This is a genomic window from Streptomyces sp. NPDC026589 (assembly GCF_040638385.1).
Lineage (GTDB): Bacteria > Actinomycetota > Actinomycetes > Streptomycetales > Streptomycetaceae > Streptomyces.
The window spans coordinates 1-13,440 of the sequence record NZ_JBEZYG010000011.1; the positions used below are offsets into that span (position 1 = coordinate 1).

General features: G+C 73.3%; 13 protein-coding genes. 10 read left to right on the top strand and 3 right to left on the bottom strand.

The genetic code is table 11. The features are described 5' to 3' along the window. Positions 1-401: 401 nt before the first annotated feature. The 9 genes from AB0F29_RS19795 to AB0F29_RS19835 all read left to right on the top strand — a co-directional run bounded on the left by AB0F29_RS19795 (position 402) and on the right by AB0F29_RS19835 (position 10,194). Positions 402-1,901: a DHA2 family efflux MFS transporter permease subunit gene (locus AB0F29_RS19795; protein WP_361873706.1), complete on the top strand. Its 1,500-nt coding sequence runs from the start codon at positions 402-404 to the stop codon at positions 1,899-1,901. 87 nt (positions 1,902-1,988) lie between these two features. After that, positions 1,989-2,402, top strand: a complete 414-nt coding sequence (locus tag AB0F29_RS19800) for a DUF3151 domain-containing protein (RefSeq protein ID WP_361873708.1) — start codon at positions 1,989-1,991, stop codon at positions 2,400-2,402. Between the two features lie 153 nt (positions 2,403-2,555). Next, positions 2,556-3,404 carry a tryptophan 2,3-dioxygenase family protein gene (locus tag AB0F29_RS19805; RefSeq protein ID WP_018961808.1) on the top strand — a complete coding sequence of 283 codons (849 nt, stop codon included), beginning with the start codon at positions 2,556-2,558 and terminating at the stop codon, positions 3,402-3,404. Continuing rightward, positions 3,397-4,683, top strand: a complete 1,287-nt coding sequence (gene kynU, locus AB0F29_RS19810; protein WP_361873711.1) for a kynureninase — start codon at positions 3,397-3,399, stop codon at positions 4,681-4,683. The genes AB0F29_RS19805 and kynU overlap by 8 nt, the downstream gene beginning before the upstream one ends. Positions 4,684-4,805: 122 nt before the next feature. After that, positions 4,806-5,711 (top strand): alpha/beta hydrolase, encoded by a 906-nt coding sequence (locus AB0F29_RS19815; RefSeq protein ID WP_361873712.1) that lies wholly within the window; start codon positions 4,806-4,808, stop codon positions 5,709-5,711. 106 nt (positions 5,712-5,817) lie between these two features. Continuing rightward, positions 5,818-6,645, top strand: a complete 828-nt coding sequence (locus tag AB0F29_RS19820) for an NAD(P)H-binding protein (protein ID WP_361873713.1) — start codon at positions 5,818-5,820, stop codon at positions 6,643-6,645. A 141-nt stretch (positions 6,646-6,786) separates the two neighbouring features. Then, complete coding sequence (locus tag AB0F29_RS19825; protein ID WP_361873715.1) at positions 6,787-8,142, top strand: histidine kinase; 1,356 nt, start codon at positions 6,787-6,789, stop codon at positions 8,140-8,142. After that, the gene (locus AB0F29_RS19830) at positions 8,139-8,807 is read left to right on the top strand and encodes a response regulator transcription factor (RefSeq protein ID WP_018961803.1); all 669 of its coding nucleotides are present in this window, start codon (positions 8,139-8,141) and stop codon (positions 8,805-8,807) included. The genes AB0F29_RS19825 and AB0F29_RS19830 overlap by 4 nt, the downstream gene beginning before the upstream one ends. Before the next feature lie 181 nt (positions 8,808-8,988). Next, positions 8,989-10,194 carry a cytochrome P450 gene (locus tag AB0F29_RS19835; protein ID WP_361873717.1) on the top strand — a complete coding sequence of 402 codons (1,206 nt, stop codon included), beginning with the start codon at positions 8,989-8,991 and terminating at the stop codon, positions 10,192-10,194. A 20-nt stretch (positions 10,195-10,214) separates the two neighbouring features. Here AB0F29_RS19835 and AB0F29_RS19840 read toward each other — a convergent pair whose 3' ends face one another. From AB0F29_RS19840 to AB0F29_RS19850, 3 genes are all read right to left on the bottom strand, one after another. After that, the gene (locus AB0F29_RS19840) at positions 10,215-10,556 is read right to left on the bottom strand and encodes a hypothetical protein (protein WP_361873719.1); all 342 of its coding nucleotides are present in this window, start codon (positions 10,554-10,556) and stop codon (positions 10,215-10,217) included. A 134-nt stretch (positions 10,557-10,690) separates the two neighbouring features. Continuing rightward, entirely contained in the window at positions 10,691-10,963 is a 273-nt protein-coding gene (locus AB0F29_RS19845) for a DUF1876 domain-containing protein (RefSeq protein ID WP_018961800.1), read from the bottom strand. A 33-nt stretch (positions 10,964-10,996) separates the two neighbouring features. Beyond that, positions 10,997-11,878 carry a diacylglycerol kinase gene (locus tag AB0F29_RS19850; protein WP_361873721.1) on the bottom strand — a complete coding sequence of 294 codons (882 nt, stop codon included), beginning with the start codon at positions 11,876-11,878 and terminating at the stop codon, positions 10,997-10,999. Between the two features lie 186 nt (positions 11,879-12,064). On the opposite strand from AB0F29_RS19850, the gene AB0F29_RS19855 reads away from it, so the two are divergent. Then, the gene (locus tag AB0F29_RS19855) at positions 12,065-13,348 is read left to right on the top strand and encodes an adenylosuccinate synthase (protein WP_026291188.1); all 1,284 of its coding nucleotides are present in this window, start codon (positions 12,065-12,067) and stop codon (positions 13,346-13,348) included. Positions 13,349-13,440 lie beyond the last annotated feature (92 nt).

A 13,440-nucleotide genomic window follows, 5' to 3' on the forward strand; every position in this document is an offset into this window, starting at 1 on the left:
GGGGGGGCCCGGGGGGGGGGGGGGGGGGGGGGGGGGGGGGGGGGGGGGGGGGGGGGGGGGGCGGGGGGGGGGGGGGGGGGGGGCCCCCCCCCCCCGGGCCCCCGTTGCGGGGGCTCTGCCCCCGTACCCCCGCTCCTCAATCGCCGGAGGGGCTGGAAATGCGGGCCTCGGTCCCGTACCCCCGCTCCTCAATCGCCGGAGGGGCTGAAATTGTGCCCCGGTCCGTGGTGAGCGGGCCGCAGTCCCGCGCCCCTGCTCCTCAATCGCCGGAGGGGCTGGAAATGCGGGCCTCGGTCCCGCGTCCCCGCTCCTCAATCGCCGGAGAGGCTGGATTTGTGCCCCGGGTCCGTGGGGTGCGGGTCCCGGTGGCAGGGGGCGGGGGCAGCCGGGATGCTGCTCCCATGGCTGCTGCCCCCGCGCCCGGAGAGATCCGGGTCGCCTCGTCCGTCGGGCGGTGGGTCGTTCTGACCACCGTGCTCGGCTCCAGCATGGCGATGCTGGACTCCACGGTCATCAACGTGGCCCTGCCCCGCATCGGCGAGGACCTCGGCACCGACATGGCCGCGCTCCAGTGGACCGTCAACGCGTACATGCTCACGCTCGCCGGGCTGATCCTCCTCGGCGGGGCGCTCGGGGACCGGTACGGGCGGCGGCGGGTGTTCGTGGTGGGGGTCGTGTGGTTCGCGGTGGCTTCGTTGCTCTGCGGGATCGCGCCGAACGCGGGGGTTCTCGTCGCCGCCAGGGCCCTGCAAGGGGTCGGCGGCGCGCTGCTCACTCCGGGGTCCCTCGCGCTCATCCAGGCGAGCTTCCATCCGGACGACCGGGCCCGGGCCGTGGGGCTCTGGTCCGGGTTCGGCGGGGTCGGGGCGGCCGTGGGGCCCTTCGTGGGCGGGTGGCTCGTCGACGGGCCGGGGTGGCGGTGGGTCTTCCTGCTCAATCTGCCGCTCGCCGCCATCTGCGTGCCCGTCGCGCTCCGGCACGTACCGGAGTCGCGGGATCCGGCGGCGCACGGCCGGTTCGACGTGCTGGGGGCCGTCCTCGGCGCGCTGGCGCTCGCCGGGGTGACGTACGCCCTGATCGAGGCGCCGGGGCGGGGCGCGTCGCCGGTGGTGATCGGGTCGGCCCTCGGCGGGGTGGCCCTCGGAGCGGCGTTCGTCCTGGTCGAGCGGCGGCGGGCGGATCCCATGCTGCCGCCGTCGATCTTCCGCTCCCGGCTGTTCACCTCCGTGAACCTGGTGACCTTCTGCGTCTACGCGGCCCTCGGCGGCTTCTTCTTCCTCTCCGCGATCCAGCTCCAGGTGGTGGCCGGGTACTCGGCGCTGGGGGCCGGTACCGCGCTGCTGCCGACCACGGTCCTCATGCTGCTGTTCTCCGCCTGGTCGGGGGAGCTGGGGCGGCGGATCGGACCCCGCATCCCCCTCACGGCGGGGCCGCTGCTGGCCGCCGCCGGGATGCTCCTGATGCTGCGGGTGGGGCCGGGCACCCCGTCCGTCGGTTCGTACGTCAGTGAGGTGCTGCCCGCCGTCCTGGTGCTCGGCGCCGGGCTCGTCGTGGTCGTCGCGCCGCTCACCGCGACCGTCCTGGCCGTCGTGGACGCCGGGCGGGCGGGGCTGGCCAGCGGCATCAACAACGCCGCCGCGCGGGCCGCGGGGCTCATCGCGGTGGCGGCCCTGCCCCTGCTCGCCGGGATGGGACCCGAGGCGTACCGGGACGCGGGCGAGTTCGCCGCGACCTTCCGGCGGGCGATGCCGATGTGCGCCGGGCTGCTGGTGGCGGGCGCGGTCACCGCCTGGTGGACGGTGCGCACCCCGGCCGCCGCCGTCCGCGGTGAGCGGCCCGAATGCGCGGTGCACTGCGGGGTCGTCGCCCCGCCGCTGGAGCCGGAGCGCCGCGAGGGATGACGTACGCCCGCGGGACAGGCCCCGGAGCCCGGGCGGCCGGGTCGGGGCGCGGTGCCGCCGGACCCTCGCGGCAGGCACACTTGAGCCATGTCCATCCACGAGAACCTGCTCGGGGGCCCTGCCCCGACCCACCTCCCCGACGACCCGGAGCCGCGCGAGCTGCTCGCCGCCGGCACCCCGCCCACCGAGGTCGCCGCGAAGTACCCCACCTCATCGCTCGCCTGGGCGCAGCTCGCCGACGAGGCGTTCGAGGGCGGCCGGGTCGTCGAGTCGTACGCGTACGCCCGTACCGGCTACCACCGCGGCCTCGACTCCCTGCGCCGGGCCGGCTGGAAGGGCCACGGCCCCGTCCCGTTCGAGCACGAGCCGAACCGCGGCTTCCTGCGCGCCCTGCACGCCCTGGCGCGGGCCGCCGGGTCGATCGGGGAGACCGAGGAGCACGAGCGCTGCTCGACGTTCCTGCGGGACTCCTCGCCGACCGCCGCCGACATCCTGAGCTGAGCAGACCTCCCCTGAGCCGCTCCCCGCCCAAGCACCTCGGGCGGGGAGCGGCTCAGTAGGGGAGCGGCTTAGTATGCGAGCAGGGGACCGGAGCTCCATCACCTCACGGAAGGGGCGGACCGCTACCCGGAAGCTCGTGTCGAGGAGACAGAAATGTCGACGAATCACCCCGACCCCGAAGCCACCGGTGCGGACACCCCGCACCTGGACTTCGAGGGAACGACTCCGTACGAGGACTATGTCCAGGCGGATGTCCTGACCCACCTCCAGCACCTGTGCTCGGACGATCCCGGCGAGATGGTCTTCCTGGTCACCACCCAGGTCATGGAGCTGTGGTTCACGGTCATCGTCCATGAGTGGGAGACCGCGACCCGCGCCCTGCGCGAGGACCGCATACCCGTCGCGCGCGACGCCCTGAAGCGTTCGCTGCGCGAGCTGGAGGCGCTCAACGACTCCTGGCGGCCGCTGGCCGGACTCACCCCCGCCCAGTTCAACTCCTACCGGGGTTCCCTCGGCGAGGGCTCCGGGTTCCAGTCGGCGATGTACCGGCGGATGGAGTTCCTGCTCGGCGACAAGTCCGCCTCCATGCTGGTGCCGCACCGGGGCGCGCCCCGCGTGTACGCCGAGCTGGAGAAGGCGCTCGGGGAGCCCAGCCTGTACGACGAGACCCTCGCCCTGCTGGCCCGGCGCGGCTACGCGATCCCCGAGGCGGTCACGGGCCGGGACCTGACCAAGCGGTACGAGCCGTCGCCCGAGGTCGAGGCCGTGTGGGCGGAGATCTACGCCTCCGACGACCAGAACGACGAGCTGGTGCGCCTCGGCGAGCTGCTCACCGACGTCGGCGAGCTCGTCTGGCGCTGGCGCAACGACCACCTCGTCGCCACCCGGCGCGCGATGGGCTCCAAGACCGGCACCGGCGGTTCCGCCGGGGTGGCCTGGCTGGAGAAGCGCGCCACGAAGAACGTGTTCCCCGAGCTGTGGACGGCGCGCAGCCATGTCTGAGGCCTCCCGCACCACCCCGCGTACGGACCTCCGGGAGCGGGCGCTCGTCCTCGACGGCGCCGATCCGCTCGCCGCGCGGCGGAAGCTCTTCGCCCTCGACGACGGCGTCTACCTCGACGGCAACTCGCTGGGCGCTCTGCCCGTCCACGTCCCCGCCCGCGTCCAGGACGTCCTCACCCGCCAGTGGGGCGAGCTGCGCATCCGGTCCTGGGACGAGAGCGGCTGGTGGACGGCGCCCGAGCGGATCGGCGACCGGATCGCCCCGCTCGTCGGGGCCGCCGCCGGGCAGATCGTCGTCGGTGACTCGACCAGCGTGAACGTCTTCAAGGCCGTCGTCGCCGCGGGCCGGCTCGCGGGGGAGGGACGCGACGAGATCCTGGTTGACGCGACGACCTTTCCCACGGACGGGTACATCGCCTCGTCCGCGGCCCGGCTCACCGGCCACCGGATCGTGCCCGTCGCGCCCGCCGACGTCCCGGCCGCGCTCGGGCCGCGTACCGCCGCCGTGCTGCTCAACCACGTCGACTACCGCTCCGGCCGGCTGCACGACCTGCCCGGACTGACCGCCGCCGTCCACGCGGCGGGGGCGGTCGTGGTGTGGGACCTCTGCCACAGCGCCGGCGCGCTGCCCGTCGGACTGGACGAGCACGGGGTGGACCTCGCGGTCGGCTGCACCTACAAGTACCTGAACGGAGGCCCCGGTTCGCCCGCGTACCTGTACGTCGCCGAGCGCCACCAGGCCGCCTTCGACTCGCCGCTGCCGGGCTGGAACTCGCACGCCGACCCGTTCGGCATGACCCCCGACTACGCCCCCGCGGACGGTTCCGTACGGGGCCGGGTCGGCACGCCCGACATCGTCTCCATGCTGACGCTGGAGGCGGCGCTGGACGTGTGGGACGGGGTCTCCGTCGACGTGGTCCGGGCCAAGTCCCTCGCCCTGACGGACTTCTTCCTGGAGTGCGTCGAGGCGTACGTCCCGGCGGGCCGGGTCACCTCCGTCACCCCGGCCGTGCACGCCGAACGCGGCAGCCAGGTCGCCCTGCGCTGCGACGGGGCCGAGCCCGTGATGCGCCGGCTGATCGAACGGGGCGTCGTCGGCGATCTGCGGCGGCCGGACGTGCTGCGGTTCGGCTTCACCCCGCTGTACGTGGGGTTCGCCGACGCGGAACGCGCGGCGCGGATTCTCGGCGAGGTGCTCGCCGAGGTGGATGCCGATGTCGTCGCCGATGTCGTCGCCGATGTGGTCGCCGATGTGGTCGCCGACGACACCGTCGGCTGACGGGCCGTCACCGTCTGTTCGGCCGGGCGGGGACGGTGCCGAGTGCTGGTACCGTCCCCGCAGGTCAGCCCAGTTGGGCAAGAACACAGGCACTGGACACAGGCATAGGACGGTTGAGCAGCATGTCGGATTCTGCCGCGCGTGATCGGGACGTCGCCGAGACGGAGTCGGCGCTCGCGCATCCGGAGGTCGCGCCCGACCGGACCGCCGCCTACGGGGACCACCCCGACCAGGTCGTCGACTTCTACGTCCCGCGCGACGGCCGCACCGGCGCCCCGCTCGTCGTCCTCCTGCACGGCGGCGCCTGGCGGACCCCGTACGACCGGGCCCATGTCTCCCCGTTCGCGGACTTCCTGGCCCGCCGGGGCTTCGCCGTGGCGAGCGTGGAGTACCGGCGCGGCGGCGACGACATCCCGCAGCAGCGCGGCGGCGGGGAGAACACCCGGCCGAGCGGCGCCGAGCCGGTCGCGGGGCGCTGGCCGGAGACCTTCGACGACGTGGCCGCCGCGATGGACGCGATGCCCGTGCTGGCCGCCCGCGAGCTGCCCGGGGCCGATGTGCGGCGGATCGTGGTCACCGGGCATTCGGCGGGCGGGCACCTCGCCCTATGGGCGGCGGCGCGGCACGTCCTGCCCGAAGGGTCGCCGTGGCGGCTGCCCGCCCCGCCGCCGCTGCGCGGGGTCGTCGCCCTGGCCCCGATCGCGGACTTCACGGTGGCGGCCGAACTGGGGGTGTGCGGCGGTGCGGTCGCCCAACTCCTGGGCGGGGACGCCGACTTCGAGGGGCGGATGGCGCAGTCCGACCCCGGGGTGCTGCTGCCGACCGGGATCGCCACCGCGATCGTGCAGGGCGTCGAGGACATCGTCGTGCCGCAGGCCGTCTCCGAGGCCTACGTCGACGCGGCGGCCAGGTCCGGCGAGATGGTGGGGCTGACGCTGCTCGGCGGCGTCGGGCACTTCCCGCTGATCGATCCCGCCGCCGACGCCTGCGCCGTCGTGGCCGAGGAGATCACCCAGCTCGCCTGGTGAGCCGGTAGGCCGGGGAGCCGAGTTGCGGACGGAAGGTGTCCGCAAGGGTCTCTACGTTGGTCCTGTTGCCGCTCAGAGGGAGCCGGTACCGACGAAGGGGAACCTCATGACGATCCTGGTGACCGGAGCCACGGGAACGGTCGGCCGCCGCGTGGTCGAGCAGCTGCTGGAGCGCGGCGAGCACGTCCGGGCCCTGACCCGCGACCCGGCGCGGGCGGAGTTCCCGGACGGGGTCGACGTCGTCGCCGGCGACCTCACGGACCCGGGGTCGCTGGGCGCCGCGCTGGACGGGGTGAGCGGGCTGCACCTCATCACCTTCGGCGGCGAGCTCTTCGCCCCGCTGGAGACCGGTGAGGAGATCCTCGCCCTGGCCCGGAAGGCCGGCGTGCGCCGGGTGACCGTGCTGCACGGCGGCGGGGAGACCCCGATGGAGGCGGCGGTGCGGGCGAGCGATTTCGCCTGGGCCGTCGTGATGCCGGTGGAGTTCATGGCGAACGCCCTGGAGTGGGCGCCCGGCATCAGGAGCGAGGGCGTGGTGCGCGAGCCCTTCGTGAGCCGGCTGAGCGCGATGGTCCACGAGGCGGACATCGGGGCGGTGGCGGCGGCGGCCCTCACCGAGGACGGCCACGGCGGCCAGGAGTACCTGATCACCGGTCCGCAGGCGCTGACCGTCGCCGACAAGACGGCGGCCATCGCGGCGGCGCGGGGCGCGGACGTGGAGCTGGTCGAGCTGACCGAGGAGCAGGCGCTGGAGGCCTGGCGGGGCCAGGGCATGCCGGAGGACGTGATCGCGTTCCTGATCGACGTCTACCGGGACACCCCGCCGGAGGGCCGGACCGTGTGCGACACGGTGGAGAAGGTCACCGGGCGGCCGGCCCGGACCTTCGCGCAGTGGGCGCAGGAGCACGCGGACCACTTCCGCGCGGGGGCCTGAGAAGGCTTCCACCAGGAGTTTTCCGACTCCTGGCGCGGTGCGGCGGCGACGGGTGGTCACCCGGGTAGTCCTTGAGAGGGACGCTCCGGAATCCGTAGCGATGGTGACGACCCGCCGTCCGCCGCCGCCTACCGTGGAAGCGTGACCGAGACCCAGACAAAGACCAGCAGCCCGGAGTTCCGGGCAGCCGCAGGGGCGATAGACGGCCTGCGGGAGGACCTCCTGCGCCGAGTGTTCGACTACCGCCCCCTGCCGCCCCTGAACCCCGACGGACGGCTGATCCGGCGGCTGCCCGAGGGGATGCGCAGGCTCGTCGTCTGGACCCCGCACGCCTTGGTGCTGTTCGCCGCCTTCGTCGTGCTGCTGGCCGGGTTCGCGGAGTGGGACTACCGCTTCCTGATGGGCGTGGTGCCCGCGATCCCCGTCGCGATGACCCTGATCCGGCCGGTCGCCGCGTTCTGGGGATCGATGCTGGCGACCGTCTTCTGCGGGGTCCTGGGCGGCGATCTGTGGAATCCGAGCTCCTTCATGGCCCAGGTGGTGGTCATGGTGGTCGTGGCCGCCCGGACCCGGCCCCGTACGGCCGCGTGGATGTGGCTCCTGACCCTGCTGTTCGGGGTGCTGGTGGAGGCCGGAGACCCGTCGATCACCGCGCCCCTGGCGACGCTCTCCGCCTTCGCGCTGCTCGTCGTCGCCGTGGTCCAGATCCGGCGCGACGCCGAGCGCGAGGTCACCGTGCAGCGCACCGTGACCGCCGTCGAGCGGGACCGGCGCACCCTGCTGGAGGAGCGCACCACCATCGCCCGGGAGCTGCATGACGTGGTGGCCCACCACATGTCGGTGGTCGCGATCCAGGCCGAGGCCGCCCCCTACCGGGTCGAGAACCCGCCGCCGGAGCTGGAGCAGGCCTTCGTCACCATCCGGGAGAACGCGGTGGCCGCCCTCACCGAGCTGCGCCGCGTCCTCGGGGTCGTCCGGGCGGAGGACTACGAGGCCCCCGACGCCCCGCAGCCCACCCTCGCCGCGCTCGACGGGCTCCTGGACAACGTCCGCGAGACGGGCCTGGAGACGGAGAAGGTGATCACCGGGGCCGTCCGCGAACTGCCGCAGGGCGTCGAGCTGTCGGCGTACCGGATCGTCCAGGAGGCCCTGAGCAACAGCCTGCGGCACGCGCCGGGCGCCTCCGCCCGGGTCGAGCTCGGCTATGTCCTCGGCGGGCTCGGGCTGCGCGTGGTCAACGGGCCCCCGCGCGGCCTGGTCAAGCCCTCGCCGGGGGCCGGGCACGGAATCACCGGGATGCGGGAGCGGGTCGCGATGCTGAACGGCGAGATGACGGCCGGGGCGACGGAGGACGGCGGATACGAGATCGCCGTGTTCCTCCCCGTACCGCTGTCGGACGGGCCGGAGCCACGGGAGACGGCCAGCGGCACGGCGGACACGGCGGGCGCGACGGGCGACGCGGACACGGTCGTCGTCGAACGGGGTGGCGGCGCATGAGCGACACCGACATCCGGGTCCTGATCGTCGACGACCAGATGATGGTCCGCGAGGGTTTCTCGGTCCTGCTCAACGCGATGCCGGGGATCACCGTCGTCGGCGAGGCGGTCGACGGGCGTCAGGCCCTCGCCCAGGTCGCCGCGCTGCGCCCGGACGTGGTCCTGATGGACATCCGCATGCCGGAGATGAACGGCATCGAGGCGACCCGCGAGATCGTCGCGCGGGACGCCGACGCGAAGGTGCTGGTGCTGACGACCTTCGACCTCGACGAGTACGTCTACCAGGCGCTGCGGGCCGGGGCCTCGGGCTTCCTCCTCAAGGACGCGTCCGCCCGGCAGCTCGCCGACGGGGTACGGGTGGTGGCCTCGGGCGAGGCGCTGCTCGCCCCGACGGTGACCCGGCGGCTGATCACCGAGTTCTCCAAGCTCGCGGAGACCCCGCGCCCGCCCGCCCTGGCCCGGATCGGCGATCTCACCGAACGCGAGACGGAGGTGCTCGTCCTGATCGCCCAGGGGCTCTCCAACGCGGAGATCGCCTCGCATCTGATCGTCGCCGAGTCCACGATCAAGACGCACGTCAGCCGCATCCTGGTGAAGCTGGGGCTGCGCGACCGGACCCAGGCGGCGGTGTTCGCTTACGAGGCGCGGCTGGTGACGCCCGGGTAGCACGTCTTGCGACTGCTTGGGCGGCCTCGGGGCCGCCCGGGCAGGCGCACCTCTTGCGGTGGCGGCGGGCGGTCCCGGAAGGCCCGGGGGGATCACCTCCGGTGGTGGCGGCGGGCGGTCCCTGGACCGCCTTGCCAGGATCACCCCTTGCGGTGGCGGCGGGCGCGGGTAGCGTCGGGTCATGCACGTGTCCTTCGATCCCTGGTCGCCCGCGTTCGTCGCCGATCCCTACCCCGCCTACACCGCGCTGCGCGCCGCCGGCCGGGCGCACTGGTTCGAGCCGACGGGACAGTGGCTGATCCCGCACCACTCCGACGTGTCGGCCCTGCTGCGCGACCGCCGCCTCGGCCGGACGTATCTGCACCGCTTCAGCCACGAGGAGTTCGGCCGGACCCCGCCGCCCGCCGCGCACGAGCCGTTCACCACGCTCAACGGGCAGGGCATCCTCGATCTGGAGGCCCCGGACCACCCCCGGATCCGGCGGTTGATCTCCAAGGCGTTCACCCCGCGTACGGTCGAGAACCTCGCCCCGACCGTACGGCGGCTGGCGGCCGAGCTGGTCGACGCCTTCGTGGCCAAGGGCGGCGGGGACCTTCTCGCGGAGGTCGCGGAGCCGCTGCCGGTCGCCGTGATCGCGGAGATGCTGGGCGTCCCGGAGGCGGACCGGGGGCTGCTGCGGCCCTGGTCGGCGGCGATCTGCGGGATGTTCGAGCCGCATCCGTCCGAGGAGACGGCCGAGGCCGCCGTCCGGGCCTCCGTCGACTTCTCCGCGTATCTGCGCGGGCTCATCGCCGAGCGGCGCGCCGACCCCGGCGAGGACCTGATCTCGGCGCTCATCGCCGCCCACGACGAGGGCGAGCGGCTGACCGAGCAGGAGATGATCTCGACCTGTGTGCTCCTGCTGAACGCGGGCCACGAGGCGACGGTGAACACCACCGTCAACGGCTGGCGCACGCTCTTCCACCACCCGGAGCAGCTGGCCGCCCTGCGCGCCGACCCCGCGCTGCTGCCCACCGCGATCGAGGAACTGCTGCGCTACGACACCCCGTTGCAGATGTTCGAGCGCTGGGTGCTCGACGACATCGAGATCGACGGCCAGGTGATCGGGCGGGGCGCGGAGGTGGCGCTGCTGTTCGGCTCGGCCAACCGGGACCCGGAGCGGTTCGCGCGCCCGGACACGCTGGACCTGTCCCGGGAGGACAACCCGCACATCACCTTCGGCGCGGGCATCCACTTCTGCCTGGGCGCCCCGCTGGCCCGGCTGGAGCTGGCCGCCTCCTTCGGGGAGCTGCTCCGCAAGGCGCCGGCCCTGCGGATGAACGCCGAGCCCGCGTGGCAGCCGGGGTATGTGATCCGGGGGCTGAAGGAGCTGCGGGCGGAGGTGTAGGCCCTCGGGCCGGCCGGCCCTCAGCAGGGGTCGTAGCACTCCGGCCTCGGCGCTCCGGCCAGCGCGTCCACGCCGACGCCGATCGCGAAGAGGGCGGCGATGGCCGCGACGAGGCCGATCGCCCGCTTCCAGTCACCCCGGACCAGGAAGAACACGGCCAGGGCCGCCGCGATCCCGCCGAGGATCATGAGGGGAAGGCCGACCCAGAGCACGTTCCAGTTGGAGGCGCCCTCGAAGCCGTCGAGGAGGCCGCCCTTGCCGTGCGGGGCCCAGAGCACGATGCCCACGAGCGCTCCGGCGAAGGCGGTCAGACAGCCGGCGGTTCCGACGACGGCTTCCCGCCGTGAGTTCTGGATCTCCATGCGGTGGAGGACGCGGCGGCGTGCGGGCGCGGTTCCGCTTACGGGGGCGCTGCCCCCTGACCCCCGCTCCTCAAACGCCGGCACACTCAGCCCCTCCGGCGATTGAGGAGCGGGGTCCGGGGCGGAGCCCCGTGCTACGTCAGCGGGTACGACCGTCGGCCCGACGCCTCGTCGATCTCGTCGTGCGCCTTGGTCAGCAGCTTCATCGCCAGCTCGTTGAGCGCTCTGGCCCCCGCGATCTCCTCGCCGACCCGCTGCTGGTCGGAGTCCGAGGGGTGGCGGCTGGCGTAGCCGTGGGCGCGTACCTCTGTTCCGTCGGAGAGGCGGACGAGCGCCGCCGCGCGGGTGCGGTGGGTGTCCTCCTCGAATTCGAGGTCGATGTGCCATCCGACAGCGATCCTGGTCATGACGGTCACCTCCGGGACGTCTCGGGCCGTCTTCTACCAGCGTGCGCCCACTGCCCCGTCCGCGCTCGCCGGGCCCGGCAGCATCAGCCCCCAGGCGCCCGCCCGGACCGTCCAGGTCCGGGTGCGCACCGGCCCTCCGGTCCGTATGTCCGCCCGGTAGCGGAAGTCCGCGCCGGAGACCGTGACCGCCTTGGCCTCCGCCGTGACGTCCTCGCCCGAGGCGGCGCGGACGACGACGTCGGCCAGGCCCCCGCCGCCCTGGGAGGTCACCTGGACGCCCCGCACCGGCGTGTCCAGGTCGCTCAGCAGCACCCCGTCCGCCTCGACGCGCAGCCGGTGCGTGCCCGGGTGCGTGCCGGCGGCTACCGGGGCCGGGCGGACCAGGGACGTCATCAGCGAGCGGCAGGTGCCCCAGACGGCTGTGACGCCCGTGTGCGGGCCCCCCGGGCCGGGCGGCGGGGCCGGGGCGGGGATGCGGAGGCGGCCGAGGACGACGCCGTCGCTGTCGTCGACCAGGAGGTCCAGGCGTCGCACCGCGCCGTCCAGCGCGGTCCGTGCGGCCGCCACGGCGCCCCGGGGGACGCCGAGGGCGTGGGCCACCTCCAGGGCGTGCGCCGCGCCGACGGGGATCAGGGAGAGGACGCCGTCGGCCAGCTCCCGTTCGCGGTGGAGCTGGGCCACCGCGCGCAGCAGCGCGTGATCGTCGCCGACCACCACGGGCCTGCGCGAACCCCGCCGGGACAGGGCCCGGGCGAACTCCTCGGGGGTGTCCGGAAGGCAGATCTTGGCGTGCGAGCCGGCGCTCAGCACGTCCTTGGCGATACGGACGGACTCGCCGTCGGTCCGGCGGGCGACCGGGTCGATGACCACCAGGAGCTGGTCGTCGCCGTCGTCGGGGGGCTCTGCAGCCGACACCTCGGTCCTTCCTCGGGTAGCATCTTGGTGCAAGAGCCCCTTGCGCTATTGCGCCAGGGGCTTCGTCTATTCCGGGGCACCCGGTTCGACGGCTCAGGTTTTGCCGTACATCGTCGTACGGCAGGTACGACCTTTACGTACGCCCCCTGACCTTGGACATGCCCCGCCCGGAAGGGGTGTACGCCTGTGCCCGCACTTGTGCTGCTCGGTGCTCAGTGGGGTGACGAGGGCAAGGGGAAGGCCACCGACCTCCTCGGTGGATCCGTGGACTATGTCGTGCGATACCAAGGCGGTAACAACGCCGGTCACACGGTCGTCGTGGGCGACCAGAAGTACGCACTGCATCTCCTCCCCTCCGGAATCCTGTCGCCGGGGTGTACCCCGGTCATCGGGAACGGTGTCGTGGTCGACCCGGCGGTCCTGCTCTCCGAGCTGAGCGGTCTGAACGAGCGAGGCGTCGACACGTCCAAGCTTCTGATCAGCGGCAACGCTCATTTGATCACCCCGTACAACGTCACGCTCGACAAGGTGACCGAGCGCTTCCTGGGGAAGCGCAAGATCGGCACGACGGGCCGGGGCATCGGTCCGACGTACGCCGACAAGATCAACCGGGTGGGGATCCGCGTCCAGGACCTCTACGACGAGTCGATCCTGGTGCAGAAGGTGGAGGCGGCCCTGGAGCAGAAGAACCAGCTCCTGGCCAAGGTCTTCAACCGCCGGGCCATCGAGGCCGGCAAGGTCGTCGAGGACATGCTCCAGTACGCGGAGCAGATCAAGCCGTTCGTCGCCGACACGACCCTGATCCTGAACGATGCCATCGACGAGGGCAAGGTCGTCCTCTTCGAGGGCGGCCAGGGCACCCTGCTCGACGTCGACCACGGCACGTACCCCTTCGTCACCTCGTCCAACCCGACCGCTGGCGGCGCCTGCACCGGTGCCGGCGTGGGCCCGACGAAGATCAGCCGGGTCATCGGCATCCTCAAGGCCTATACGACGCGGGTCGGGGCCGGTCCGTTCCCGACGGAGCTGCACGACGAGGACGGCGAGGCGCTGCGGCGCATCGGCGGCGAGCGCGGTGTCACCACCGGCCGTGACCGCCGCTGCGGTTGGTTCGACGCCCCGATCGCGCGGTACGCGACCCGGGTCAACGGCCTGACCGACTTCTTCCTCACCAAGCTGGACGTCCTCACCGGCTGGGAGCAGATCCCGGTCTGCGTGGCGTACGAGATCGACGGCAAGCGCGTCGAGGAACTCCCGTACAACCAGACCGACTTCCACCACGCGAAGCCGATCTACGAGAACCTGCCGGGCTGGTCCGAGGACATCACCAAGGCCAAGACCTTCGCCGACCTGCCGAAGAACGCGCAGGGTTACGTGAAGGCCCTGGAGGAGATGTCGGGCGCTCCGATCTCCGCGATCGGCGTCGGCCCCGGCCGGACCGAGACCATCGAGATCAACTCGTTCCTGTAGGGAACGGGCGGGTAACACCGCGGCGGCGGCGGACGACGGGGATGCCTCGTCGTCCGCCGCCGCGCGCGTTCACGCGCTCTCCCGTTCACGCG